Origin of the sequence: Streptomyces gelaticus, assembly GCF_014649535.1 — a bacterium.
Classification (GTDB): domain Bacteria; phylum Actinomycetota; class Actinomycetes; order Streptomycetales; family Streptomycetaceae; genus Streptomyces; species Streptomyces gelaticus.
On the sequence record NZ_BMTF01000006.1, the window covers coordinates 259,669 to 284,310 of the forward strand.

The window sequence follows — 24,642 nt, forward strand, 5'->3', positions numbered from 1 at the left end:
GACCCACGAGGAGCCCGACGATGCCTTTCGCCCGGCTGGCCACAGCGACCACACCGACCGCCCACATCGGGCTCGGCCTGGCGGCGGTCGGCAGGCCCGGCTACATCAACCTCCACCGCGACCGCGATCTGCCCGCCGACCGCAGCGTCGAGGCGATGCGCGACCGCACCCACGAGCTGCTCGACGCCGCCTACGCGCAGGGCGTCCGCTACTTCGACGCGGCCCGTTCCTACGGCCGTTCGGAGGAGTTCCTGTCCAGCTGGCTGACGGCGCACCCCGAGGCGGACGATGTCGTCATCGGCAGCAAATGGGGCTACACCTACACCGCCGACTGGAAAGTCGACGCCGAGGCGCACGAGGTCAAGGACCACAGCCTCGCCACGTTCCTGCGCCAGCGGGCCGAGACCCACGCCCTGCTCGGCGACCGCCTCGACCTCTACCAGATCCACTCGGTCACCGCCGACAGCCCGGCCCTCACCGACAAGGAGCTGCACGCCCGGCTGGCCGCGTTCGCCGCGGAAGGGGTCAGCATCGGTCTCTCGACCACCGGCCCCGCCCAGGCCGACGCGATCCGGGCCGCCCTCGCCGTCACCGTCGACGGCGAGCCGCTCTTCCGCACGGTCCAGGCCACGTACAACGCCCTGGAGACCTCGGCCGGGACGGCGCTCGCCGAGGCCCACGCCGCCGGCCTCACCGTGATCGTCAAGGAAGCCATGGCCAACGGGCGGCTCGCCGGCACGGAGGCCCCCGCCGTGATCCAGGAGATCGCCGCCGACGCCGGCCTCGGCAGCGACGCGGTGGCCCTGGCGTTCGTGCTGCACCAGCCCTGGGCCGGGGTGGTGCTCTCCGGTGCGGCGACCGTCGACCAGCTCGCCGGAAATCTGCACGCCCCGGTCGTCGACCTCGACGAGGAGCGGCGCGCCCGGCTCGACGCGCTGGTGGAGGAGCCCGAGGCGTACTGGCGGCACCGCGCCGGGCTGCGCTGGAGCTGACCGCAGACCGCCGGGGCCGGCCCGTCACATCGGCGGCGTTCCGCGCGTCAGTGCTGTGACGGAACACGACGGAGGAATGTGACTGTGGACGGACATGAGTTCCTGGCGGAGCGCTTCGAGGAGAACCGGAATCAGCTGAAGGCCGTGGCCTACCGGATGCTCGGCTCGGCGAGCGAGGCGGAGGACGCCGTCCAGGAGGCCTGGATCCGGCTCAGCCGTTCCGACGACCGGGCGATCGAGAACCTGGGCGGCTGGCTGACGACGGTGGTCGGGCGGGTGTGCCTGGACATGCTCCGCTCCCGCCGCTCCCGCCGCGAGGAGCCCCTGGGCACCGGGGTGCCCGAGGAGCACGCCTCGGGCCCGGACCTCGGCGACGGGCCGGGTGCCGACCCCGAGCAGCAGGCGCTGATGGCCGACTCGGTGGGGATCGCGATGCTCGTCGTGCTCGAAACGCTCGAACCCGCCGAGCGGCTCGCCTTCGTGCTGCACGACATGTTCGCCGTCCCCTTCGACGAGATCGCCGGGGTCGTGGACCGTACCCCGGCCGCGACCCGGCAGCTCGCCAGCCGGGCGCGGCGCCGGGTGCAGGGCGTGGAGCCGGCCCCGGACCCCTCTCTCGCCCGCAAGCGCGAGGTCGTCGCCGCCTTCCTGGCCGCCGCCCGCGACGGCGACTTCGAGGCCCTGGTGGCCGTGCTCGATCCGGACGTGGTGGTGCGGTCCGACATCGGCGTCGACGGGGTCGGTGCCCCGGCCCTGGTGCGGGGCGCCGAGGCCGTGGCCCGTCAGGCGATGATGTTCGCGCCGTTCGCGCGGTCGGCGCAGCACGCACTGGTCGACGGGGAACCGGCCGTCATCGCGACGCGCGAGGGCCGGCGGTTCTCGGTCATGGTCTTCACGGTCGTCCGGGACAGGGTCGTCGAGATGTCCGTGATCGGCGACCCGGCCCGCCTGCCCGGCCTCGACCTGACGGTCCTCAACGACTGACGGGCCCGCCCCGCGGGGAACCGTCCGCCCACGCCGCGAGCGCCGCGAAGTCGGACGGCAGCAGCCCGGCCCCGGGGTCGATCCGGCGGAGCAGCGCCTCGGTGGCCCCCTGGCCGAGAACCCACTCCTGGTCCTGCTCGGCTATCTCGTCGTCGACCCAGGCGAACGGCCGGCCGGTCGCGTACTCCACGACGTACTGCGTCTTCCAGTACGTGCCGTCCGGCGCGCTGCCGTGCATCGAGGGCCAGTCGATGTACGGCAGCGGGGGCAGCCCGAGCCGCGGCCCGATCCAGACGTTCGCCTCGTCCTTCCAGGTCGTCGCCCAGACCAGCTCGTACCGATCGGCCAGGGCCAGCAGCGCCCTGCCGTGCTCCGGGTTCAGCAGGACGGGGAGCGGCGGGCCGTAGTCCCACCCCGTCGGCCGCGTCAGATGCTTCGCATATCCATCCGGTGGCCGCGGTTGCGCGAGCGCCTCGTAGGGATTGAGCGGACCGTCGATGTCGATCAGCAGCAGCGGCTTCATGGCGCCATGGTCCTCCCTCGCCGAGGGGGCGGGCACGCCTTTTCGTTGAGACATTGTTGTCTCATATGGTTTACGCTTGTCTCATGAGTCTCGACCGTGAGCAGGTGCTGCGCAGCGCCGCCGCTCTGCTGACCCGCAAATCGACCGCCACCATGGACGAGGTCGCCAGAGCCGCAGGCATCGGGCGCGCCACCCTGCACCGGCACTTCGCCGGACGGGACGCCCTGGTCAGAGCGTTGGAGAACCTGGGCATCCAGGAGGTCGAAGCGGCGCTGGACGCCGCCGCGCTCGACGAGGGCTCCGCGCAGGACGCGCTGCGCCGCCTCGTCGCGGCCGTCGAGCCGAGCGCCGGGCTGCTTTCCTTCCTCGTCACCGAGAACCAGCTCTTCGAGGGCGAAGAGGTGAACGAGGGCTGGAACCGCCTCGACGCCCGGGTCTCCGCCTTCTTCAGGCGCGGCCAGGAGCGCGGCGAATTCCGGATCGACCTCACCCCCGCCTGGCTGACCGAAGCCCTCTACGGGCTCATCTCCTCCGCCGCCTGGGCCGTCCAGGACGGCCGGGTCGCAAGCCAGGACTTCAAGTACATGATCGTCGAGCTGCTGCTCGGCGGTGCACGCCGGAGCGTGGAGCAATGAGCCGTATCGCACAGCAGGTGGAAACCCCGAACGAGCTGCGCCGTCCAGGGCGTTGGCTCGCCCTGGCCGTGCTCGTCCTCGCCGTGCTGCTCGTGGCGATCGACGCCACCGTCCTCGGCCTGGCGACCCCGTTCCTCACCGAGGACCTCGAACCGACAGGTACCCAGCTCCTGTGGATCGGCGACGTCTACTCCTTCGTCATCGCCGGACTCCTGGTCTCCATGGGCAGCCTCGGCGACCGCATCGGCCGCAAGAAGCTGCTGCTGTGCGGTGCGACGGCGTTCGGCGCGGTCTCGGTGCTCAACGCCTACGCACACACCCCCGAGATGATGATCCTGGCGCGGGCACTGCTCGGTGTCGCGGGCGCCACCCTCATGCCGTCCACGCTCGCCCTGATCCGCAACCTCTTCCACGACCCGCGCGAGCGCAGTCTGGCCATCGGGATCTGGGGAGCGATGGCCTCGGCGGGCGCGGCCGTCGGCCCCGTGGTCGGCGGACTGCTGCTGGAGCACTTCTGGTGGGGCTCGGTCTTCCTGATCAACCTGCCGGTGATGGCGATCCTGGTGGTGGTCGGCGCCAGGATGATCCCCGAATCCAGGAACCCTGCCCCGGGCCCGTGGGACCTGGTCAGCGTGGCGCTCTCCTTCATCGGCATGATCGGCGTCGTGTACGCCATCAAGGAGCTGGCGTCGCACGGCCCGAGCTCGGGGACCGTCCTCGCGGGCCTCGGCGGCGTGGTCGCACTCTGCTGGTTCGTACGCAGGCAACTCACGCTGCCCGCACCCCTGCTGGACATGCGGCTCTTCCACCACCGGGGTTTCTCGGGCGCGGTCCTCGCCGACCTGCTGACCATCCTCGGCCTGTCCGGCATGGTCTTCTTCCTCTCCCAGTTCCTCCAACTGGTGCAGGGGCGCGGCCCGCTGGAGGCCGGCCTCGCCGAACTTCCCGCGGCCGTCGGTGCGGTCGTCGCGGGTCTGCTCGCGGGCCGGGCGGCCCGACGCTTCTCGGTGCGTTCGGTGGTGACCGGCGGTCTCGGGGCGATCGGCCTGGCGCTCGCCGCGGTCACCCTGATCCACGGGGAGACCGCCTACCCGCTGATCGGCGCGGTGCTGCTCGTCGTCGGAACGGGTGCGGGCTTCGCCTTCACCGTCACCTCCGACGTGATCCTCTCCAGCGTCCCGCAGGAGCAGGCGGGTTCCGCCGGCGCGGTCTCCGAGACGGCGTACGAACTCGGCGCGGCCCTCGGCATCGCCCTGCTCGGCTCCATCGTCACCGGCGCCTACCAGACCTTCGAATCGCCCGCGGGCACCCCGCCGGCCAACGCCGCCGCGGCGCACGAATCGCTGGGCGGCGCGGTCGAGGCGACCCACGGCCTGCCGGCCCAGCAGGCACACGCGCTGCTCACCGCGGCGCAGGACTCGTTCGTGGAAGGGCTGCGGCTCGCCGCGGGGGTCGGCGCGGCGGTCCTGCTGGCCACGGCCGTCGCCGCCTGGTTCCTGCTGCGCGGTCAGAAGCTGGAGGACGGCATCGTGCACCAGTAGCCGCCCGGACACGCGAAGGGGCCCGTACCACCGAGAGAACGGGGGTACGGGCCCTTGTGCACGTCCTGCCGTCGGCGCATCGCGCCCGGGGCTCAGGCGGCCTTGGCCTTCGTGGCGTACATGTCGACGTACTCCTGACCGGACAGCCGCATCACCTCGGCCATCACGGAGTCGGTCACCGCCCGCAGCACATAGCGGTCGCGGTCCATGCCCTCGTAACGGGAGAACTCCATCGGCTCGCCGAAACGGACCGTCACCTTGCCGGGACGGGGCAGGCCGGCCCCGCCGGGCTGCAGCTTGTCCGTGCCGATCATCGCGAACGGCACCACCGGCGCGCCCGTCATCAGCGTCAGCCGGGCGATGCCGGTACGGCCCCGGTACAGGCGGCCGTCGGGGGAGCGGGTGCCCTCGGGGTAGATGGCGAACGCCTTGCCCTCCTCCAGCACCCGACGGCCCGTCATCAGCGCCGCGACACCGCCGCGGCCGCCGTCCCGGTCCACCGGGATCATGCCGCAGCCGGTGAAGAACCAGGCCATCGCCCGGCCCTTGAGCCCCTTGCCCGTCACATACTCGTCCTTGCCGATGTAGAACACCGGCCGGTCGCAGCAGATCGGCATGATCATCGAGTCGATGAACGTCAGATGGTTGCCCGCGAGAATCACCGGACCGTCCCCGGGGATGTTCTCCACACCCTCCACCTGGGGGCGGAACATCAGGCGCAAGATCGGTCCGAGCACTGCCTTGATGAGTGCGTGTCGGGACAACGGTTCCTCCGGTGTAGTGGCCGGGCCGGCCGAGGAGCGGGATCGAGACGGTCCATGCAGGTGAGGACGATACTCGCGGTTACTCGCTGATCGCACATCGGGTTCACGGAGCGGATACGCGGCGTTGACATGAGTTTCCGCCATGTTCGTCCAGGAGCTGCCTCCAAGACGGTACCGCTGCCTACGCTCGGGCCCCGCCCGACAGGTGCCAGACATCACACGCGAGGAGCATTCATGACTGAGCGCGCGCAGGCCGGTCCCGGCCGCAGAACCATGCTGGGAGCGGGAGCCGCCGTACTGGGCACGGCCGCCCTCGGACTGGCCGGCGGTCCGGCCGCCGCCGGCACCGCGTCGAACACCCCGGGACACCGCGGCGGCCACGGCTTCCGCCTCGACCTGCCGGTGCCCACCGTCATCGGGCACCGCGGCGCCAGCGGCTACCGGCCCGAGCACACCCTCGGCTCCTACCAGCTGGCCCTCGACATGGGCGCGCACATCGTCGAGCAGGACCTGGTGCCGACCAAGGACGGCCACCTGGTGTGCCGTCACGAGAACGACATCACCGCCACCACCGATGTCTCCGCCCACCCCGAGTTCGCGAGCCGCAGGACCACGAAGAAGGTCGACGGCGTCCTGCTCACCGGCTGGTTCACCGAGGACTTCACCCTCGCCGAACTGAAGACACTGCGCGCCAAGGAGCGCATCCCCGGCACCCGGCAGAAGAACACGCTCTACGACGGCCGCTGGGAGATCCCCACCTTCGAGGAGGTGCTGCGCTGGGCCGACCGCGAGGGCCGCAGGCGCTCAAAGCCCGTCTGGCTGTACGTCGAGACCAAGCACCCCACCTACTTCCGCGGTCTCGGTCTCGGCCTCGAAGAGCCGCTGGCCAAGCTGCTGCGCCGCTACAACCGGAACCGTCAGCACTCGCCGCTCATCCTCCAGTCCTTCGAGCCCAGCAGCATCCAGCGGCTGGCCCGGCTCGTCGCGACCCCACGCGTCGTCCTGCTCTCGGGCGCGGCATCGCGCCCCTGGGACTTCGTGACGTCCGGTGACCCGCGCACCGTGGCGGACCTGGTGAAGCCCGAGGGACTGAAGTGGATGGCCTCCTTCGCCCAGGGCATCGGCCCCACCCTGGACCTGGTCATCCCCAAGGACGCCTCCGGGCGGCTCACCGCACCGACCACGCTGGTCGAGGACGCGCACGCCCAGGGCCTGGTCCTGCACCCCTACACCATGCGCAACGAGAACACCTTCCTGCCCGCCGACTTCCGGCGCGGGACGGACCCCAACGCCTACGGCGACGCGTTCGGCGCGTTCCAGGCGTACTTCGCGACGGGCATCGACGGCGTCTTCTCCGACAACCCGGACACGGCCCTGCTCGCCGCGGCGGACTTCGCCGCGAAGTGACAACCGCGTCAGCACCCGGCCGGGGCGTGCCCCGGTCGGGTGATGCTCGCCCGGCACGGCAACCGGCCGCGGGCGCGGGCGCGTCGGCCGGGACATGACGCTTCTCGATCTTGCTCCCGCAGTTCCCGCCCGCACTTCCGCTTCGGCGTCCGCCTCCCTGGTCCGCGCCCTGCATCCGCTGGTGAGCGCCGAGGCCATGGCGGAGGCGGCCGCCTCGGCGACGGGGGCGGCGGTCGAACCGGCCGATCTCGAACAGGCCGTCTGGCTGCGGCTGCTGGAGCGGCTCGCGGGGGAGGGCCCGCCGGTGGACCCGGCCCGCTGGGTACGCGAGGCCGTACGCGGAGAGGCCCGCAGGGCCCGCCGTACCGTCCGGCACGAACGTCCCTACCGCGACGACACCGCCGCGGACCCGGCCGGCTGCCCCGAGCGGCTCGCCCTCGGCGCCGACGAACGCCGGGTGCTGCGCGCGGCGGTGGACCGGCTGCCCGGCCGGTGCGCCCGGCTGCTGGCGGCGATGCTCGCGCCCAGCGATCCGACCTACCGGGAAATCGCAGGGAAGTTGGGTATGTCACAGGGGAGTTTGGGCCCGATCCGTTCCCGTTGCCTTGGATGTCTGCGCAGAATGCTCGCGGCGGAGGTTGCTGCTCCTGAACTGCGGGAAAAGGAGCGTTAGACAACCGGTGGATCAGGTGGGCGGAGGCATGCGCGGATGGGCATGAGCGTGATCATCTCGACGGCGACGGCACAGGACGCCGAACAGATCTTGAAACTCCAGTACCTCTGCTTCCAGAGCGAGGCGGAGCTGTACGGGAACTACCGGATCGACCCGCTGGTCCAGACCCTCGACTCGCTGCACGCCGAGATCGCCACCAACCTGGTGTTCGTCGCGCGCCTGGGTGACGAGGTCGTGGGCTCGGTCCGGGGAGCCGTCGGCGCGGACGGCACGGGGGAGATCGGCAGGCTCTGCGTCCACCCCCGGCTCCAGGGCCACGGACTCGGTGCCCGGTTGCTGCGGGCGGCGGAGTCGGGACTCGCCGAGGAGCGGTCGGCCACCCGGTTCCGGCTGCACACCGGTCATCGCAGCGAGAGCAATCTGCGGCTCTACCGACGGGCTGGCTACGCCCCCGTGGGCAACGAGACCGGCCGGGACGGCGTCCTGATGATCCTGCTGGAGAAGGACGCCGCCAAGCCCGCGTACGTGGCCAGCGCCTAGGGGTTTTTCGTTCGGATCGGGCCGGATCAGGGAGCGGGGTCCGGTGCGTGCGATCGCAAGGCGGACCAGGGTCGGACAGGCCCTAGTTCTGTTTCGCCCGGCGCAGCCACATCATCCCGGTGACCGGCAGGATCACCGGGATGAACAGGTACCCCATGCCGAAGTCGGACCAGACGGTGGCGTCCGCGAACGCCGAGGGCTCCGCCATCGTCCAGGCCCCGACGACCAGCACGCCCAGCAGCTCGGCGGCGCAGCACACCAGCGCGGTCCGGCGCGCCTTCTCGCCCCCGCGCACCAGCGAGTACGTGATGAACCCGTATACGAGCGCGGCGACGGCCGACAGCACGTAGGCGAGCGGCGCCCTGTCGAAGTCCAGGATCATCTGGACGATCGAGCGGGAGGCGGCCGCGACGGTGAACACCCCGTAGAACCAGACCAGTACGCGGCCGGGCCCCGTGCCGAGGTCGAAGGGCTGCTTCTCGCCGGTGGCCGCCGCGGGAGTGCGTTCGGTGTCGGTCACGGTCAGTTTCCCCAGATGTCGTAGAGCCGTACTTCGAGGACGGCCAGCACGACGGCGCCCGCCGCCACCGTCACCGAACCCCACCGGGTCCGCTCGGTCAGCGAGAGGAAACCGGCCGCGGGGACCGCCAGGAAGGCCCCGATGAGATAGGCGATGAAGATCGTCATGCCCTGCTCGGGCCGTTCGCCCCGGGACAGCTGCACGATGCCCACCACCAGCTGGGCCAGCGCCAGCAGCGAGACCACGGCCATTCCGATGAAGTGCCAGTCCTTGGTCGGCTGGTCGCGGTAGGCGGCGAATCCGCACCAGGCGGCGAGGGCGAGCGCGGTCACGGCGACCGCGATCGTCAGGGCGTCAAGCATGAGCCGAGGGTATTACGGAGCGATCGGTCCCCTGTGTGCGCCCCCGGTCGCACCGGACCCCGGGCCGGACGGGGGCCGGCGAGAGGACCGTGGCCTTGGCCACAGCCCAGGGCTGCGCCGGACCGGTCGCGGATACGGTCATCGACGCCCTGTTCCGTGTATCGATGCAGGTCACAGCTGTGGGAGCAGAGAGTGCGGCGAACAGTCGAGCCGGAGCGCGCCACCGTCCACGTCTGTCCGCTATTCGGACAGGCGGGTCGGGCGGAAGGTTATGTCTGTTTTACTTGGGACATGACCACGACGAGCAGCCGCATCCTTGCGACCGAGGCGATCACGACGCCCGGTGCTCGTTGTATGTGTCGAATGCGCACCTTCTGAGGGCCCCCCGCTCCTCGCGCCCCGAAGCGAGACCGAGCCCGGCCGTCCGCACCCAGCGGAACGAGCCCTCCCCGGCACCGCCGTCCGGCCGCCCGCCGCCCCGAGCCGTGCCGGGACCCCGCTCGGAACGTCCGATCAAAACGTCCGAATCAGTCTCATCAGACGAATGCCCCGTGCCCGGCGGACACCGCGCCGCGCACTCGACAGTGACGGAAACCCTGTGATCACCACTTCGGGCCTCACGAAGGTCTACCAGTCGCGCGGCCGGGAGGTCACCGCCCTGGACGGCGTCGACCTGCACGTCCGCGAGGGCGAGGTGTACGGCGTCATCGGACAGAGCGGCGCCGGCAAGTCCTCCCTGATCCGCTGCATCAACCTCCTGGAACGCCCCACCTCCGGCACCGTCACCGTGGCCGGCCAGGACCTCACCTCACTCGCCGGACGCGGCCGCCGGGCCGGCCAGGAACTGCGCGAGGCACGCAGCCGCATCGGCATGGTCTTCCAGCACTTCAACCTGCTGGCCTCCCGCACCGTCCAGGCCAACATCGAACTCCCGCTGGAGATCCTCGGTGTCTCCGGCCGGGACCGCTCCCGCAAGGCCCTCGAACTCCTCGGCCTGGTCGGCCTCGCCGACAAGGCCAGGGCCTACCCCGGCCAGCTCTCCGGCGGCCAGAAACAGCGCGTCGGCATCGCCCGCGCCCTGGCCGGCGACCCCAAGGTGCTGCTCTCCGACGAGGCGACCTCGGCCCTCGACCCCGAGACCACCCGCTCCATCCTCCAGCTGTTGCGCGACCTCAACCAGCAGCTCGGCCTGACCGTCCTGCTCATCACACACGAGATGGACGTCGTCAAGACGATCTGCGACTCCGCCGCGCTGATGCAGAAGGGGCGCGTCGTCGAGTCCGGCACCGTCGGCGAACTGCTCGCCACCCCCGGTTCCGAGCTGGCCCACGAACTGTTCCCCGTCGGCGGTACGGCCTCCGGCCCCGAGTGCACGGTCGTCGACGTCACCTTCCACGGCGACGCGGCCGGCCGGCCGGTGATCTCGCAGCTCTCGCGCACCTACAACATCGACATCTCGATCCTGGGCGCCGCGATGGACACCGTCGGCGGCAAGCAGATCGGCCGGATGCGCATCGAACTGCCCGGCCGCTTCGAGGAGAACGTCGTCCCGATCGGCTTCCTGCGCGAGCAGGGCCTCCAGGCCGAGGTGGTGGCGGACGTCCCCGCCGTCCCCGTACAGACCCCCGCCCCGCTCACCAAGGAGGTGGCGAAGTGACCTGGTCCGAAATGCAGCCGCTGCTCACCCAGGGGACCATCGACACCCTCTACATGGTGCTCTGGTCCACCGTCGTCACCGTGCTCGTCGGACTGCCGCTCGGCGTTCTGCTGGTCCTCACCGACAAGGGCGGACTGCTCCAGAACACCCCGGTGAACAAGGTCATCGGCGTGATCGTGAACATCGGCCGCTCGCTGCCGTTCATCATCCTGCTCATCGCCCTGATCCCCTTCACCACCTGGGTCGTCGGCACCTTCATCGGCCCGACCGCGATGATCGTCCCGCTCTCCGTCGGAGCCATCCCGTTCTTCGCCCGGCTCGTCGAGACCGCCGTCCGCGAGGTCGACCACGGACTCGTCGAGGCAGTCCAGTCGATGGGCGGCTCCATCCCGACGATCGTCCGCAAGGTCCTGCTGCCGCAGGCGCTGCCCTCGGTCGTCTCGGGCGTCACCACCACCGTCATCGTGCTCATCGGCTACTCCGCGATGGCCGGCGCGGTCGGCGGCGAAGGACTCGGCTCCAAGGCCGTCACCTACGGATTCCAGCGCTTCGACAATCAGTTCATGCTCATCACCGTCGCGGTGCTGATCGTCATCGTGACCGCGGTCCAGCTGATCGGCGACCTGGCCGTACGCCTGCTCGCCCGCCGGGGCCGCACCGCCTCCTGAGACCTCCTCTCCGCTCACAAGCCCGAACTCCTTGTCCGGGTGCACCACTCACCACCAGAAAGAGGCACTTTTCGTGCGTAAGAACATCAAGATCGCCGCGGCTGCCGCCGCCACCGCCGCCATCGCCCTCGGCCTCACCGCCTGCGGCACCTCGTCCGACCCGGGCGCCAAGAGCGAGACCGGTGCCAAGGCCGACACCTCCAAGGCGCTCGTCGTCGCCGCGTCCCCGACACCGCACGCCGACATCCTGGACTTCGTCAAGAAGAACCTGGCCGAGAAGGCGGGCCTCAAGCTGGAGGTCAAGGAGTTCACGGACTATGTCCTGCCGAACACCGCCACCGAGACCGGCCAGGTAGACGCCAACTTCTTCCAGCACCAGCCCTACCTCGACGACTTCAACAAGAAGAAGAACACCCACCTCGTCTCCGTCGGCACCGTCCACCTGGAGCCCCTCGGCCTGTACTCCAGGAAGGTCAAGGACCTCAAGGGCATCAAGGCCGGGCAGACCGTCGCCGTCCCCAACGACACCACCAACGAGGGCCGCGCCCTCCAGCTCCTCGCCGAGAACGGCCTCATCACCCTCAAGGACGGCGTCGGCACCAGCGCCAAGCTGAGCGACATCACCGACAAGAAGGGCCTGGAGTTCAAGGAGCTGGAGGCCGCCACCGTGCCCCGCGCCCTGAACGACGTCGACGCCGCCGTCATCAACGGCAACTACGCGATCGAGGCCGGCCTCAAGCCCGCCAAGGACGCCCTCGTGCTCGAAAAGGCCGACGGCAACCCCTACGCCAACATCGTCGCCGTGAAGAAGGGCAACGAGCAGGACCCCCGCGTCCAGAAGCTCGTGAAGCTCCTGCACTCCGACGAGGTCAAGAAGTTCCTCGAGGACACCTACCAGGGATCCGTCGTCCCGGCCTTCGGCACCGCCGCCAAGTCCTGACACCCGTACGGCATTTGTCCGAGGAGCCCCGCGCCCCCGTTCAGTGGGGGCGCGGGGCTCCGTCGTGCGGACCCGCCCATGCGCGACATCGGGCCGATGCTGCATGCTGTGCCTTTAACGGTCTTCGGTATGGAGCTGCGCATGACTTCCACCTTTCCGGACATCTCCATCAGCACGGATCGGTTGGTGCTGCGCCCCTTCGACATGGCGGACGTCCCCGCGTACATCGAGATGATGAACGACGAACTCGTCACCGCCTGGACCGAAGCGCCCCACCCCTACACCCAGGTCGACGCCGAACGCTGGGTCCGCAGGATCGCACCCGCCCAGCGCACCAGCGGTGACGGCATCGCCCTCGCCGTCACCGAATTCCTCACCCAGCGGCTCGTCGGCTCGGTCCGGCTCCGCAACACCGACTGGCGCACCCTCTCCACCGAGGCCGCCTACATCACCGCTCCCTGGGCCCGCGGCGAGGGCTACGCCACCGAGTCCGTGCTGGCCGTGGCCCAGTGGCTCTTCCGCGACCAGGGCTTCGAACGCCTCGAACTGCGCACCGCCGCCGACAACACCGCCTCCCAGCAGGTCGCCCAGAAGCTCGGCTGCATCAGCGAGGGCGTCCTGCGCAACGCCCGCATAGCGCGCACCCGGACCGAGAACGGCACGGACGGCGGCTGGACCGACATCAGGACCGACCTGATCGTCTGGGGCCTGCTGCCCGAGGACCTCGAGGGCGTCGCCGAGCAGCTCGCCGACGCGGGCGGCTACGGCGCCTACAACGACTGGAACTGACCGCCTCGAAGGGGCCCTGACGCCCTGCCGGTACGGACCGGGTACTCTCACCCTGCCCCACCTCACCTCCATCCCCACCTGCGACGACTCCAGGAGACTGACGACAGATGGCCGATCGGGTCACCGTGATCGGCTGGGACGGCTCGCCACTGACCGGAGCGGCCACGGCCGCCCTCTCGGCCGCCACGCTCGTCGCCGGAGCCGCCCACCACCTCGCACTCCCCGAAGTCCCGGCGCACGCCGAACGGATCCGCCTGGGCTCCATCGACCTGGCCGCCCGCCGGATCGCCGGCCACCGGGGCAGCGCCGTGGTCCTCGCCGACGGGGACCCCGGTTTCTTCGGCGTCGTACGCAACCTCCGCGCACCCGAACACGGCCTGGAGGTCGAGGTCGTCCCCGCGGTGTCCTCGGTCGCCGCCGCGTTCGCCCGCGCCGGAATGCCGTGGGAGGACGCCCAGACCGTCGTCGCCCACCCCCGCACCCTGCGCCGCGCCGTCAATGTCTGCCGCGCCCACCACAAGGTCGCCGTCCTCACCTCGCCCGGCGCGGGCCCCGCCGAACTCGCCCTGCTCCTCGAAGGCGTCCACCGCACCTTCGTCATCTGCGAGGAACTCGGCACCGCCAGGGAACGGGTCACCGTCGTCACCTCCGACAAGGCGGCCGACCACGTCTGGCGCGACCCCAACGTGGTCATCGTCATCGGCGGCGGTCCCGAACCGCAGGCCGCCGGCGCCTGGATCGCCGGCCGTCACCCCGCCTACCCCCGTGGCGTACGCGGCTGGGCACTGCCCGCGGACGCCTACCCGGGCGGCGGCGCCGAGGGCGGACAGGACAGCGGCGAAGGCGAGTCCCCGGGACTCCGCGCCGCCCAACTGGCCCACCTGGGTCCCCGGACCGGCGACCTCCTCTGGGACATCGGCTCCGGCAGCGGAGCCCTGTCGGTGGAGGCCGCCCGCTTCGGCGCGGCGGTCCTGGCCGTCGACAGCGACCCGGCCGCCTGCGCGCGTACCGCGGCGGCGGCGCGGGCGTTCGGGGTCCAGCTCCAGGTTGTCGAGGGCCGGGCCCCGCATGTGCTGGAACGGCTGCCGGAACCCGATGTCGTACGGATCGGGGGCGGCGGGGTCCCCGTCGCCACTGCCGTCACCGAACGGCGGCCGGAACGCATCGTCACCCATGCCTCGACACGGGACGAGGCGGAGGCGCTCGGCGCCGCCCTCGGCGCGAACGGATACACCGTCCGGTGTTCGCTCCTCCAGTCCGTCGAACTGGACACGGCCGCGTGGTCGGAGCGCGAACGATCGGTCGCGTTCCTCCTCTCGGCGCTGCGTTCCGACCTCGCCCCGTGACCCGGACGGCGTACAGCGGGAGGTAGGCTGACCGATCGTTGCACCGCGCCTGGGCCTTCGTCGCTTCGTTCGTCAATGTCCGGAAAAGGGGACCGTTTTGGTCCCCGTTGTGGTACGGCAGAACCGGGGGACGCGCGACGTGGCGCAGTCCACAGCGGGCCGTGGCGAAATGAGCTGCCGCGGCGGCGAACGGCCGCGAGAATGCAGTATGTCCGCGACCGATTCGTGCCGCGCGGCGAGCCCGCTCGTTCTTGTTGACGAGCGCGGGCGTGCCGTGTCCGGGCGTCCCGGGCGAAGGGCCGAAGGAGCACTGACGATGGGCGAGGGGTACGCATGAGTGACACCGGCCAGATCCCGGGCGAGGGACTGCCGGAGAACGCAGGCACGGCGGAGCAGCCGGGCGTCGCCGCCCCGGATGCCTACGCCTACCTCGCTCCTTCCGAGCATGTCTCCGAGGACGACGACCTCCTCCTGATGCCGAGCCCGCAGGGCGCCTGGAGCGACCCGCAGGCCGTACCGGCCCCGGGCCAGTACCCCGAGGGTGCCGCCGCCCAGGCACCGCTGCCGGGACAGGGCGCCCATCAGGCCCCGCCCGTGGCACAGCCCCATGCCCAGCCGGCCGGCGAGACCCCCGCGCAGCCCCAGGGCCCCGTCCAGGTCCAGGTGCAGGAGCCTGTCCAGGCACAGACCGCCGACGTGTACGCGGCCCAGCGGGCGGTGGCGGAGCCGCTGCCCGAGACCCAGGGGACCCATGAGTCCGGCGGCCGCGACTCCGGTTCGGTCGACCTGAGCGGCGTACGCATTCCGTCGCCTGCTCCGGCCCCCGCCCCGGCGGCCCAGGCACAGCCGCAGGCGCCGGTGCGCCGTCCGCTGCACCGCGGCCCGGTCGCCGCCGACGGTTCGCCGACCTACGGAGGGACGCCGACCGGCGGAGTGGTGCGTTCGCTCGCCGACCGCGGACCCGCAGGCGCGCCCCAGGCCCGGCCCCAGGTCCCCGTACGGCATGCCGGTCCGCCGACCGCCGGCCCGGAGTACTTCGAGATGCCGACCGAGGACGCGTCCGCGCTGCCGGGCCCGCAGCTCGGGGAGATCCTGCCGCAGGGCGGCAGCCCGTGGGGGGCGCAGCCACCGCAGCCGGAGGCCGCCCCGGTGGCCGCGGAGCCGGTCGTCGCGGGACAGGCCGGTTCGGAGCCGGTCGCCGAGGCGGCGCAGGCGGCCCAGCCGGTTCAGGCCGCTCCGGTCGCGGAACCGGAGGCGGCTGCTGCTCCGGCCGCCGAGCCGCTGCCGGCCGCGGCCGGCACGCCCGCCGAAGTCTCTGCCGAAGGCCCGGTCGAAGCCGAAATCTCCACCGCGGCCTCCGCCGATGCCGGGGCGCCCGCCGAAGCGATCGCGCCGCAGGACACCGCGGAGGCCGTACCCATGGGCCAGTTCGTGCCCGTGGAGGGGTCGGTGCCGACGACTCCGCACCTGGCCCCGACGCCTGTCGCGGAGCAGACCGCCGAGGTGGCGCCCGCGCCTGAGGTGGCGCCCGCGCCTGAGGTGGCGCCCGCGCCTGAGGTTGCGTCCATGCCCGAGGTTGCGTCCACGCCTGAGGCGGCGTCCACGCCCGAGGTGGCGTCCATGCCTGAGGCGGCGTCCATGCCTGAGGTGGCGTTCACGCCCGAGGTGGCGTCCACGCCCGAAGCCGAGCGCGTGCCGATCGCGATGGAGCCCGTGCAGGTTCCTCAGCCGGAGATTGCGGAGGCCGGGGGCGCCGTCGAGCCCACCGCGCATGCCGAGCCCACCGCGCATGCCGAGCCCGTCGCGCATGCCGAGCCGGTGGCGCATGCCGAGCCGGTCGAGCCCGTCGCGAGCGCCGAGGTCGTCGAGGCCGCCGAGCCCGTTGTGAACGCCCGGCCCGTTGTGAACGCCGAGGCCACCGAAGCTGTCGTGAAGGACGACCCGGTCGAGAACGTCGTGCCCGCCGAGGCCTCCGCGGTCGCACCCGCCCCCGTTCCTGCCTCCGGGGCCGAGGCCCTGACGGTGCCCGAGCCGGAGGCCGAACAGGGCCCGGAGGTCATCGAGACCCCGGACATCACGGCCTCCGCGGACACCGTGGAAGCCGTCCCCCTCGCGGAGCCCGCAGTGGCGGCCATGGCGACGCAGGCCCCGGAGACCGCGCAGGTGGAATCCGTACAGCCCGAGGCCCGGCCCCAGGAGCCCGCCGATGCGGCCCGGGCGCCCGAGCCGGAAGCCGCTGAAGCGGAGGCCCCCGTGGCGTCCGAGGCCGACGAGGCGTCCGAGGCCGATGAGGCCGCGGCTCCCGCCGGACCGCCGGCCCCCGGCTACGACGACGCCGAGCGCGAGGCGGTGCTCCGCGTCATGCGTGAGCGCCGCGACATCCGCAACGGCTTCCGCAGCGACCCCATCCCGCACGAGGTCCTGCTCCGCGTCCTCGAAGCCGCGCACACGGCACCCAGCGTCGGCCATTCGCAGCCCTGGGACTTCGTCGTCATCCGCTCCGCGGAGACCCGTCGCTCCATGCACGAACTTGCACAGCGTCAGCGCGACGCCTACGCCAAGTCGCTGCCCAAGGGCCGGGCCAAGCAGTTCAAGGAACTGAAGATCGAGGCCATCCTCGACACCCCGGTGAACATCGTCGTCACCGCCGACCCCACCCGTGGTGGCCGGCACACCCTCGGCCGGCACACCCAGCCGCAGATGGCCCCGTACTCCTCCGCGCTCGCCGTCGAGAACCTCTGGCTCGCCGCACGCGCCGAGGGCCTCGGGGTCGGCTGGGTCAGCTTCTTCGACGAGCGCGAGATGGTCCGCGCCCTGGGTCTGCCCGAGCACCTCGAAGTCGTCGCCTACCTGTGTGTCGGCTACGTCGACGAGTTCCCCGAGGAGCCCGAGCTGATGCAGGCGGGCTGGTCCAAGCGCCGCCCGCTGTCCTGGGTCGTCCACGAGGAGACGTACGGCCGTCGCGCCCTGCCCGGCGAGGAGCCGCACGACCTGCTCCAGGAGACCATCTCCAACATCCGCCCGCTCGACGCCAAGGCGCTCGGCGAGGCATGGGAACGCCAGAAGCGGATGACCAAGCCGGCCGGTGCGCTCGGCATGCTGGAGATCATCTCGGCCCAGCTGTCCGGGCTCTCCCGGATGTGCCCGCCGCCGATCCCGGAGCCCGCGGCCGTCGCGATCTTCGCGGGCGACCACGGGGTGCACGCCCAGGGCGTCACGGCCTGGCCGCAGGAGGTCACCGGCCAGATGGTCGCCAACTTCCTCGGCGGCGGCGCGGTCTGCAACGCCTTCGCGGCCCAGGTCGGCGCCGAGGTGTGCGTGGTCGACGTCGGCGTTGCCATGGAACTGCCCGCGACGCCCGGCCTGCTGCCCCGCAAGGTGCGCGCCGGAACGGCCGACTTCACCACCGGCCCCGCGCTCACCCGCGAAGAGGTGCTCGCGGCGGTCGAGGTCGGCATCGAGACCGCCCGCGACCTGGTCGCGGCAGGCAACAAGGGCCTGCTCATCGGCGAGATGGGAATCGCCAACACCACGGCGTCGGCCGCATTGATCTGTGTGTACACGGGCATGGACCCGGCCGAGGTGACCGGTCGGGGCACCGGCATCAACGACGAGATGCACGCCCGCAAGGTGGACGTGGTCCGCCGCGCCCTCGAATTCCACCAGCCCGACCCGGCCGACCCGATCGGTGTCCTGGCAGCGGTCGGCGGCCTGGAGCACGCCGCCATGGCCGGATTCCTGCTGGGCGGCGCCTCGCTCCGTACGCCGGTCATCCTCGACGGCGTGAGCGCGGGCGCCGCGGCCCTGGTCGCGCGGGCGATCGCTCCCGAGGCCCTGGCCGCCTGCATCGCCGGCCACCGCAGCGCCGAGCCCGGCCATGTGGCCGCGCTCAACAAGCTGGGCCTGCGCCCGCTGGTCGACCTCGACCTCCGCCTCGGCGAGGGAACGGGCGCACTGCTGGCGCTCCCGATCGTGCAGAGCGCGGCGCGCGCGATGCACGAAGTGGCGACCTTCGACTCGGCGGGCGTCACCGAGAAGTAGACGTCACCGGGAAGTACACGGGCGTCGTCGCCGGCGAGCGGCACGTCACCGAGAAGCGGTGCCCGGCCATCCTCGGCCCGGACCGGCGCCCCGGGCGCCCGGTCCGGGCCGAGCCACGGTTCCGGCCCGGTCCCGGCCCCGCCCGGCGGCCTCCAGCCGCTCCACCGGCCCGCCACACCCCCCTGACGCACCCCGTATCGTGGACCCGCACCCCACAAAGCCGCACGTCACAGCCGCTCCATCGCCGCAGTGGCCCGCATCCCGCATCGCACGAGGAGTCCGCACCGACATGGCCGAGCACGCCGATCACCCCGCGTACCCCGTCGGACTGCGCCTGAGCGGGCGCCGCGTCGTCGTCGTCGGCGGTGGCCAGGTCGCGCAGCGCCGCCTGCCGGCGCTCATCGCGGCGGGCGCCGACATCACCCTCGTATCACCGTCCGCGACCCCGTCCGTCGAGGCGATGGCCGACGCCGGAGAGATCCGCTGGGAGCGCCGCCGGTACCGGGACGGAGACCTCACCGACACCTGGTACGCGCTCATCGCCTCCGACGACGACGCCACGAACGACGCCGCGTCCGCCGAGGCCGAGCGCACCCGCACCTGGTGCGTGCGCAGTGACAACGCCGATGTGGCCACCGCCTGGACCCCGGCCACCGGACGCAGCGAGGGCGTGACCGTCGCCGTCCTCTCCACCGACGCCCAGGGCCGCGATCCGCGCCACTCCGCCGCCGTCCGCGACGCCATCGTCGAGGGGCTGCGCGACGGCACGCTCGCCGCCCCGCACCACCGCACCAGGCCCGCCCCCGGTGTCTCCCTGGTCGGTGGCGGTCCCGGCGACCCCGACCTGATCACCGTGCGCGGGCGGCGTCTCCTGGCCGAGGCCGACGTCGTCATTGCCGACCGGCTCGGCCCGCGCGACCTGCTCGACGAACTGCCGCCGCACGTCCAGGTGATCGACGCGGCGAAGATCCCGTACGGCCGCTTCATGGCGCAGGAGGCCATCAACCAGGCGCTCATCGAGCACGCCAGGGCGGGCAAGGCCGTCGTACGGCTCAAGGGCGGCGACCCGTTCGTCTTCGGCCGGGGCATGGAGGAGGCCCAGGCACTCGCCGCCGAAGGCATCCCGTGCACCGTCGTCCCCGGCATCTCCAGCTCGATCTCCGTGCCCGGGGCGGCCGGAATCCCCGTCACCCACCGGGGGGTCGCCCATGAGTTCACCGTCGTCAGCGGTCATGTCGCGCCCGACGACGAACGTTCACTGGTCGACTGGGCAGCGCTCGCACAGCTGCGCGGCACCCTCGTGCTGCTGATGGCCGTCGACAAGATCGGCGCCATCGCGAAGGCCCTCGTCGCCCACGGCAAGTCCCCGGACACCCCGGTCGCCCTGGTCCAGGAGGGCACCACCGCATCCCAGCGCCGCGTCGACGCGACCCTGGCGACCGTCGCCGAACGGGCCGCCGCCGAAGACGTACGTCCCCCGGCCGTCATCGTCATCGGTGATGTCGTCGCGGTCGGCGCCGCGCCGCTCCCCGCCGAGTAGCCGGACGGGACACCGCCCGCACCCCCGCAGAGTAACCAGCGGTAACGGATCTTCTTCCGAGCCGTTGGCACCACACAACGGACAAGGCAGTATCGAACCCGTGGCTGATCTCATCACCGTCGACGACCCCGACGACCCCCGACTGCGCGACTACACCGGGCTGACCGATGTCGAACTCCGGCGCCGGCGGGAGCCCGCCGAGGGCCTCTTCATCGCCGAGGGCGAGAAGGTGATCAGACGCGCCAAGCACGCCGGGTACGAGATGCGGTCCATGCTGCTCTCGGCGAAATGGGTCGACCTGATGCGCGACGTCATCGACGAGGTCCCCGCCCCGGTGTATGCGGTCAGCCCCGAGCTCGCCGAGCGCGTCACCGGCTACCACGTCCACCGCGGTGCCCTCGCCTCGATGCAGCGCAAGCCGCTGCCCACCGCCGACGAGCTGCTGACCACGGCCCGCAGGGTGGTCGTCATGGAGGCCGTCAACGACCACACCAACATCGGGGCGATCTTCCGCAGCGCCGCCGCGCTCGGCATGGACGCCGTACTGCTCTCCCCGGACTGCGCCGACCCGCTCTACCGGCGTTCCGTCAAGGTATCGATGGGCGCGGTCTTCTCCGTCCCCTACGCCCGCCTCGGTACCTGGCCCAAGGACCTGGAGACCGTACGGGAAGCGGGCTTCAGGCTTCTCGCGCTGACCCCGGACGAGAAGGCCGGAAGCATCGACGAGGCGGCACCGCACCGGATGGACAAGGTGGCGCTGATGCTGGGCGCCGAGGGCGACGGACTGTCCACCCGGGCGCTGGTCGCCGCCGACGAATGGGTACGCATCCCCATGGCCCACGGCGTCGATTCGCTCAACGTGGGAGCGGCCGCGGCGGTCGCGTTCTACGCGGTGGCATCGGGCCGCCCGGAGAACTGACCGGCTACGGGAGCTGCCTGCTCTGCGGCGGGCCGTCGACCTGGGCCTGGGTCCGGGTCTCCTGCCGGCCCGGATCCAGGCCCAGCCCGCGGGAGGGCCCCTGGCAGCCCTGAGCCGCCGCGATGCCGAGCGCCACCAGCAGCGTCACCACCACGAAGACGACGAGCCGCTGCCGCAGCAGGCGCGGATTGGCGGGCCGCAGTCCCGTCGACGTCGTACGGGTCCCGGGCCGCGTGCCCGGCCGGCCGTTCGTCCCGTGCGTACCCTGCGGGCGCCTGCCGGACCGGGTGGTGCTGCGCGGCGGCTGCTGCCGGGGGCGCGAACCTCCGGTCCGGGGCGAACCGGCCCGCGACGACGAGGACGGTCTGCTGCCCTGGGGCTGCTTCTGCTTCTGCTGACGGGGCGCGGGAGGAGCCGCCCGCCGCGTCTGCTGCTCGGTGTACGGGCCGTCGAGGCGACCGGTCGGCCGGTCCAGCTCCTGTGCCGAACGCTGCACGGGCGGCCGGCTCTCGTGCAGCCCCTGAGCCTCCCGCGCCGCGATCTCCTTGAGCCGCATGGAGAGTTGGAGCGTGCTCGGCCGCTCCTCGGGATCCTTGGCCAGGCAGGCGCTCACCAGCGGTGCGAGCGCGTCGTGCACATCGCGCAACTGGGGCTCCTCGTGCACCACGCGGTACAGCATCACCTCGGAACTGCCGTGCCCGAAAGGCGAATCGGCCGTGGCCGCGTACGCCAGTGTGGCGCCGAGCGAGAACACGTCGGTCGCGGGCGTCACGGCCGCGCCGCGCACCTGCTCGGGCGCGAGGAATCCCGGCGAGCCCACCGCCGTACCGACATGGGTGAGGGTGGAGGCCCCGGTCGCCCAGGCGATCCCGAAGTCGATGATCCGGGGGCCCTTGGGGGAGAGGAGAATGTTCGACGGCTTCAGGTCGCGGTGGACGACACCGGCCTCGTGCACCGCCACCAGGCCCTCGGAGAGCGCCGCCCCGATCGAGGCGACCTCGGCTGCCGACAGCGGTCCCTCCTCGGCCACCTTGTCGTGCAGCGAGGGCCCCGGGACGTACTGCGTGGCGAACCACGGACGGTCCGCCTCCAGGTCCGCGGCCACCAGACGCGCCGTGCAGCCGCCACGGATCCGCCGGGCGGCGGACACCTCGCGCGCGAAACGGGAGCGGAACTCCTGGTCCTCCGCCAGATCCGGGCGGATCACCTTCAGCGCCACCCGTTGTCCCCGCCGGTCCGAACCCAGGTAGACGACACCCATGCCGCCCGCCCCGAGCCGCCGGTGCAGCCTGAACGAGCCGACGACACGCGGGTCCTCGCGCCGGAGCCGCATCATCGCCATGTCTGCCCATCCCCGCTGCCTGGTCCGCCTGACGAGGCACAGCTTACGTACCCGGCGCCCGGGGTGCTCAGAGGCCGCGCCCTCGCCGGTCGATCGATTGTCGGTGCGCGGCGCGGCCCATGACGGGGCGTGCCTCCGGCGCGGGTCCCGCGCCGGGCGCGTCCGTGCCCCAAGGCGGTTGCGGTGACGGGAGGTTGGAGCCGCGACGGCCCAGGCGGCGGTACGGCGCGGACTTCGGCCCGGACGGACACGGGCGTACACCGGTGGCCGGTGGCCGGGGTCCGGGGGCGCGGAGGGTGAGTGATGTCACGGGGGCCACGGCCTTGCACAGCGCCACTGTGCCCAACCGCTACGGCGTCGCGGGAAGTTCGCCGCACCCCCTCCGGGATGTCCCCGGGATCAGGCACCCGGTCTCCACCCAGGGGAGTACATCCATGGCCCGGGGCTCATCCTCGGGGAGGCCCGGCATTCGGTACGCGGGCATGACGCCCTTTGCCCCGCGCGTCCCTAATGTTGAGGTCAAGCGGCGGGCGCAGCACTCGTCCCCCGAGGTCACACGCCCGCCGCCCCATATCGAGTCAGGAGAGGAACCATGGCGGACACGGCACCGCGGACCATGATCCGCACAGGACGCAGGGTCCATGCCCCGTTCGGGAGCCGCCCGTCGTCCGGCACCCGCCACCCACTGGTGGCGACGGCGATGGTTCTTCCTCTGGCGGCCCTGCTCGTAGTCGTCTTCGGCGGCTGGGACGCAGTGGTCACACAGGCGTCGTCCGTGGGCGCGATGCTGGGGCGCTGAGCGGCGCCCCGGGTCCGGAAGAGCGGTCCGGACCGGGACATCCGGCCAAAAACCCCGTGGGGACGGGGGTGCGGCGGACGGCAGCGATTGTCCGGTCAGCTGGGGAGCTGACCGGACATCGCGCTGTCCGGGCCCGTTCGCGACGAGCCGGCGACCGCACCGGCCACGGCATGTGCACTGCCGCGACCCTCTCCCCGCCCCTGCCCCCGGGCGACGCGCGTACGCTCATCGGCGGGCCCGGTGCGGACCGGCCGCCCGCACCTGTTCGCCACCGGGGGAGACCGTGACCACCGCAGTCGTACGCGCGCTGGGCGCCCTCGCCCACCGGGCCGCCCACGCCCACCCCGATGACCCTTGCGCCTGCCCGCCCCCGACGGTGCTCGCGGACCGTGCGGACGGCACGGTGGTCCGCAGCGGGGCCGTCGTCGCCAAGGCCCACGCCTCCGGCACGGACACCCCCGGCCTGCTCACCCGGCTCACCCTGGCGGACGACCCGCGCCTCACCGGCATCCTGCTCGCCCCCCTGGTGCCCCACCCCGCCGCACCGTCCGCCGCTCTCGACGGCCGCCCCGTCACCCTCTGGCCGCACGGCCGCCCCGTCGACCCCGGCGACCCCGACGCCGCCCCCTGGGAAGAGGCCGCCGCACTGTTGGCCGGGCTCCACCGGACACCGGCGCCGCCCTCCCTCGTGCTCCCGCCCATGCGGGGCCCCGCGAAGGCCGCGCTCGCCGTCGCCCGGATGCGCGCGGCCCGACCGGCCGACCCGGCCACCGCCCCCGTGCTCGAAGCCTGGCGCCGCCTGCCGGCCTGGGCCCGCGACGAGGCCGCAGCTCCCGCGCGCCGTTCGCGCTTCCTCTGTCACGGCGATCTGCACCTCGGCCAGCTCGTCCGCCACCCCGCCCCGCACGGGCCCTGGCTGCTCATCGACGTCGACGACGCCGGTCTTGGCGACCCCGCCTGGGACCTGGCCCGCCCCGCCGCCTGGTACGCGGCCGGGATCCTGCCCCCCGAGGTCTGGCTCCGCTTCCTGGAGGCCTACCGGGCGGCGGGCGGCCCCGCCGTACGCGCCGAGGGCGATCCCTGGCCGGAGCTGGATGTGCCGGCCCGCGCACTGACCGTCCAGACCGCGGCGCTGGCGTTCGCCAAGTCCGCGACGGAGGAACGGACTCCGGACGAGGTGGAGCTGGCGATGATCGACGCCTGTGCGCGAATCGCATCCCTCCCGCCCGAGTTGGGTGCCCGAAACCCGTCGTAGGCTGAACCGACCGTCGGCGGGCATGAATTCCGGCGACGGCGACCCGACGGCGAGGAGTGAGCCGAACCATGCAGTGTCCCAAGTGCCACGCACAGATGCACACGTACAACCGCAACGGCATACAGATCGAGCAGTGCAGCGGCTGCCGGGGAATCTTCCTCGACTACGGCGAGCTGGAGTCCCTCACCCGTATCGAGGCGCAGTGGACACAGCAGGCCCCGCCCGCACCGCCGGCCCCGCAGGCCTACCCGGCCGCCCCGGCACCCGCCTGGGGTGCCCCGCAGCACCACGGCGGTCACTACCGGCACAAGAGCTTCGGCCGCATGCTCTTCTCGTCCTGAACGGACCGACCGGCCCTGAGCGGGCCGACTCCGGCGAGCCACTGACCGCGGGCCCGGACGCCTT

General features: G+C 72.3%; 23 protein-coding genes. 18 read left to right on the plus strand and 5 right to left on the minus strand.

Annotated features, from left to right (window positions below):
* The first annotated feature begins 20 nt into the window (after window positions 1-20).
* Together IE107_RS11755 and IE107_RS11760 are read left to right on the plus strand one after the other, a co-directional pair.
* Window positions 21-992 (plus strand): aldo/keto reductase, encoded by a 972-nt coding sequence (locus tag IE107_RS11755; RefSeq protein ID WP_189543671.1) that lies wholly within the window; start codon window positions 21-23, stop codon window positions 990-992.
* Between the two features lie 84 nt (window positions 993-1,076).
* The gene (locus IE107_RS11760) at window positions 1,077-1,976 is read left to right on the plus strand and encodes a sigma-70 family RNA polymerase sigma factor (protein WP_189543672.1); all 900 of its coding nucleotides are present in this window, start codon (window positions 1,077-1,079) and stop codon (window positions 1,974-1,976) included.
* Here the strand turns inward: IE107_RS11760 and IE107_RS11765 are convergent.
* Entirely contained in the window at window positions 1,966-2,499 is a 534-nt protein-coding gene (locus tag IE107_RS11765; RefSeq protein WP_189543673.1) for an HAD domain-containing protein, read from the minus strand. The genes IE107_RS11760 and IE107_RS11765 overlap by 11 nt on opposite strands.
* A gap of 83 nt (window positions 2,500-2,582) precedes the next feature.
* On the opposite strand from IE107_RS11765, the gene IE107_RS11770 reads away from it, so the two are divergent.
* Both IE107_RS11770 and IE107_RS11775 read left to right on the plus strand, forming a co-directional pair.
* Window positions 2,583-3,134 carry a TetR/AcrR family transcriptional regulator gene (locus tag IE107_RS11770; RefSeq protein WP_189543674.1) on the plus strand — a complete coding sequence of 184 codons (552 nt, stop codon included), beginning with the start codon at window positions 2,583-2,585 and terminating at the stop codon, window positions 3,132-3,134.
* Window positions 3,131-4,675 carry an MFS transporter gene (locus IE107_RS11775; RefSeq protein WP_189543675.1) on the plus strand — a complete coding sequence of 515 codons (1,545 nt, stop codon included), beginning with the start codon at window positions 3,131-3,133 and terminating at the stop codon, window positions 4,673-4,675. The genes IE107_RS11770 and IE107_RS11775 overlap by 4 nt, the downstream gene beginning before the upstream one ends.
* A 92-nt stretch (window positions 4,676-4,767) precedes the next feature.
* On the opposite strand, the gene IE107_RS11780 is transcribed toward IE107_RS11775, so the two are convergent.
* A complete protein-coding gene (locus IE107_RS11780) occupies window positions 4,768-5,439 on the minus strand; it encodes a lysophospholipid acyltransferase family protein (RefSeq protein WP_124718788.1) in 672 nt (223 codons plus the stop codon).
* A gap of 234 nt (window positions 5,440-5,673) precedes the next feature.
* On the opposite strand from IE107_RS11780, the gene IE107_RS11785 reads away from it, so the two are divergent.
* From IE107_RS11785 to IE107_RS11795, 3 genes are all read left to right on the plus strand, one after another.
* Window positions 5,674-6,846 carry a glycerophosphodiester phosphodiesterase gene (locus IE107_RS11785; protein ID WP_189543676.1) on the plus strand — a complete coding sequence of 391 codons (1,173 nt, stop codon included), beginning with the start codon at window positions 5,674-5,676 and terminating at the stop codon, window positions 6,844-6,846.
* Window positions 6,847-6,940: 94 nt separating this feature from the next.
* Window positions 6,941-7,519: a sigma-70 family RNA polymerase sigma factor gene (locus tag IE107_RS11790; RefSeq protein WP_189543677.1), complete on the plus strand. Its 579-nt coding sequence runs from the start codon at window positions 6,941-6,943 to the stop codon at window positions 7,517-7,519.
* A 36-nt stretch (window positions 7,520-7,555) separates the two neighbouring features.
* On the plus strand, window positions 7,556-8,059 hold the full coding sequence (locus IE107_RS11795; RefSeq protein WP_189543678.1) for a GNAT family N-acetyltransferase: 504 nt from the start codon (window positions 7,556-7,558) through the stop codon (window positions 8,057-8,059).
* Between the two features lie 82 nt (window positions 8,060-8,141).
* Here IE107_RS11795 and IE107_RS11800 read toward each other — a convergent pair whose 3' ends face one another.
* Together IE107_RS11800 and IE107_RS11805 are read right to left on the minus strand one after the other, a co-directional pair.
* Window positions 8,142-8,579 carry a hypothetical protein gene (locus tag IE107_RS11800; protein ID WP_189543679.1) on the minus strand — a complete coding sequence of 146 codons (438 nt, stop codon included), beginning with the start codon at window positions 8,577-8,579 and terminating at the stop codon, window positions 8,142-8,144.
* 2 nt (window positions 8,580-8,581) lie between these two features.
* The gene (locus IE107_RS11805) at window positions 8,582-8,941 is read right to left on the minus strand and encodes a hypothetical protein (protein ID WP_189543680.1); all 360 of its coding nucleotides are present in this window, start codon (window positions 8,939-8,941) and stop codon (window positions 8,582-8,584) included.
* 598 nt (window positions 8,942-9,539) lie between these two features.
* On the opposite strand from IE107_RS11805, the gene IE107_RS11810 reads away from it, so the two are divergent.
* The 8 genes from IE107_RS11810 (at window position 9,540) to IE107_RS11845 (ending at window position 20,841) form a co-directional block, all read left to right on the plus strand.
* Window positions 9,540-10,598, plus strand: a complete 1,059-nt coding sequence (locus IE107_RS11810; protein ID WP_189543681.1) for a methionine ABC transporter ATP-binding protein — start codon at window positions 9,540-9,542, stop codon at window positions 10,596-10,598.
* Window positions 10,595-11,266: a methionine ABC transporter permease gene (locus tag IE107_RS11815; protein WP_189543682.1), complete on the plus strand. Its 672-nt coding sequence runs from the start codon at window positions 10,595-10,597 to the stop codon at window positions 11,264-11,266. Before IE107_RS11810 ends, IE107_RS11815 begins: the two co-directional genes overlap by 4 nt.
* Window positions 11,267-11,339: 73 nt before the next feature.
* Window positions 11,340-12,206, plus strand: coding sequence for a MetQ/NlpA family ABC transporter substrate-binding protein (locus IE107_RS11820; protein WP_189543683.1), 867 nt, complete (start codon window positions 11,340-11,342; stop codon window positions 12,204-12,206).
* A 141-nt stretch (window positions 12,207-12,347) separates the two neighbouring features.
* Window positions 12,348-12,995 (plus strand): GNAT family N-acetyltransferase, encoded by a 648-nt coding sequence (locus tag IE107_RS11825; RefSeq protein WP_189543684.1) that lies wholly within the window; start codon window positions 12,348-12,350, stop codon window positions 12,993-12,995.
* Between the two features lie 107 nt (window positions 12,996-13,102).
* Window positions 13,103-14,341 (plus strand): precorrin-6y C5,15-methyltransferase (decarboxylating) subunit CbiE, encoded by a 1,239-nt coding sequence (cbiE, locus tag IE107_RS11830; protein WP_189543685.1) that lies wholly within the window; start codon window positions 13,103-13,105, stop codon window positions 14,339-14,341.
* Window positions 14,342-14,674: 333 nt separating this feature from the next.
* The gene (cobT, locus tag IE107_RS11835; protein ID WP_189543686.1) at window positions 14,675-18,382 is read left to right on the plus strand and encodes a nicotinate-nucleotide--dimethylbenzimidazole phosphoribosyltransferase; all 3,708 of its coding nucleotides are present in this window, start codon (window positions 14,675-14,677) and stop codon (window positions 18,380-18,382) included.
* Window positions 18,383-18,671: 289 nt separating this feature from the next.
* Window positions 18,672-19,922 (plus strand): uroporphyrinogen-III C-methyltransferase, encoded by a 1,251-nt coding sequence (cobA, locus tag IE107_RS11840; protein WP_189543687.1) that lies wholly within the window; start codon window positions 18,672-18,674, stop codon window positions 19,920-19,922.
* Between the two features lie 100 nt (window positions 19,923-20,022).
* On the plus strand, window positions 20,023-20,841 hold the full coding sequence (locus IE107_RS11845) for a TrmH family RNA methyltransferase (RefSeq protein ID WP_189543688.1): 819 nt from the start codon (window positions 20,023-20,025) through the stop codon (window positions 20,839-20,841).
* Window positions 20,842-20,845: 4 nt separating this feature from the next.
* Here the strand turns inward: IE107_RS11845 and IE107_RS11850 are convergent, their stop codons facing one another.
* Window positions 20,846-22,183 carry a serine/threonine-protein kinase gene (locus IE107_RS11850; RefSeq protein ID WP_189543689.1) on the minus strand — a complete coding sequence of 446 codons (1,338 nt, stop codon included), beginning with the start codon at window positions 22,181-22,183 and terminating at the stop codon, window positions 20,846-20,848.
* Between the two features lie 592 nt (window positions 22,184-22,775).
* Between IE107_RS11850 and IE107_RS11855 the strand changes: the two genes are divergently transcribed.
* The 3 genes from IE107_RS11855 (at window position 22,776) to IE107_RS11865 (ending at window position 24,578) form a co-directional block, all read left to right on the plus strand.
* Window positions 22,776-22,982 carry a hypothetical protein gene (locus IE107_RS11855; RefSeq protein ID WP_189543690.1) on the plus strand — a complete coding sequence of 69 codons (207 nt, stop codon included), beginning with the start codon at window positions 22,776-22,778 and terminating at the stop codon, window positions 22,980-22,982.
* 283 nt (window positions 22,983-23,265) lie between these two features.
* Window positions 23,266-24,237, plus strand: coding sequence for a phosphotransferase family protein (locus IE107_RS11860; protein WP_189543691.1), 972 nt, complete (start codon window positions 23,266-23,268; stop codon window positions 24,235-24,237).
* A 68-nt stretch (window positions 24,238-24,305) separates the two neighbouring features.
* A complete protein-coding gene (locus IE107_RS11865; RefSeq protein ID WP_189543692.1) occupies window positions 24,306-24,578 on the plus strand; it encodes a TFIIB-type zinc ribbon-containing protein in 273 nt (90 codons plus the stop codon).
* Window positions 24,579-24,642 lie beyond the last annotated feature (64 nt).

What these genes read in the sequence shown, in the direction of transcription:
- IE107_RS11755 (WP_189543671.1), top strand. Translation starts at nt 21, where the DNA reads ATGCCTTTCGCCCGGCTGGCCACAGCGACCACACCGACCGCCCACATC.
- IE107_RS11765 (WP_189543673.1), bottom strand. Translation starts at nt 2,499, where the DNA reads ATGAAGCCGCTGCTGCTGATCGACATCGACGGTCCGCTCAATCCCTAC.
- IE107_RS11770 (WP_189543674.1), top strand. Translation starts at nt 2,583, where the DNA reads ATGAGTCTCGACCGTGAGCAGGTGCTGCGCAGCGCCGCCGCTCTGCTG.
- IE107_RS11775 (WP_189543675.1), top strand. Translation starts at nt 3,131, where the DNA reads ATGAGCCGTATCGCACAGCAGGTGGAAACCCCGAACGAGCTGCGCCGT.
- IE107_RS11785 (WP_189543676.1), top strand. Translation starts at nt 5,674, where the DNA reads ATGACTGAGCGCGCGCAGGCCGGTCCCGGCCGCAGAACCATGCTGGGA.
- IE107_RS11790 (WP_189543677.1), top strand. Translation starts at nt 6,941, where the DNA reads ATGACGCTTCTCGATCTTGCTCCCGCAGTTCCCGCCCGCACTTCCGCT.
- IE107_RS11795 (WP_189543678.1), top strand. Translation starts at nt 7,556, where the DNA reads ATGGGCATGAGCGTGATCATCTCGACGGCGACGGCACAGGACGCCGAA.
- IE107_RS11805 (WP_189543680.1), bottom strand. Translation starts at nt 8,941, where the DNA reads ATGCTTGACGCCCTGACGATCGCGGTCGCCGTGACCGCGCTCGCCCTC.
- IE107_RS11825 (WP_189543684.1), top strand. Translation starts at nt 12,348, where the DNA reads ATGACTTCCACCTTTCCGGACATCTCCATCAGCACGGATCGGTTGGTG.
- cbiE (WP_189543685.1), top strand. Translation starts at nt 13,103, where the DNA reads ATGGCCGATCGGGTCACCGTGATCGGCTGGGACGGCTCGCCACTGACC.
- cobT (WP_189543686.1), top strand. Translation starts at nt 14,675, where the DNA reads ATGAGTGACACCGGCCAGATCCCGGGCGAGGGACTGCCGGAGAACGCA.
- cobA (WP_189543687.1), top strand. Translation starts at nt 18,672, where the DNA reads ATGGCCGAGCACGCCGATCACCCCGCGTACCCCGTCGGACTGCGCCTG.
- IE107_RS11850 (WP_189543689.1), bottom strand. Translation starts at nt 22,183, where the DNA reads ATGGCGATGATGCGGCTCCGGCGCGAGGACCCGCGTGTCGTCGGCTCG.
- IE107_RS11855 (WP_189543690.1), top strand. Translation starts at nt 22,776, where the DNA reads ATGGCGGACACGGCACCGCGGACCATGATCCGCACAGGACGCAGGGTC.
- IE107_RS11865 (WP_189543692.1), top strand. Translation starts at nt 24,306, where the DNA reads ATGCAGTGTCCCAAGTGCCACGCACAGATGCACACGTACAACCGCAAC.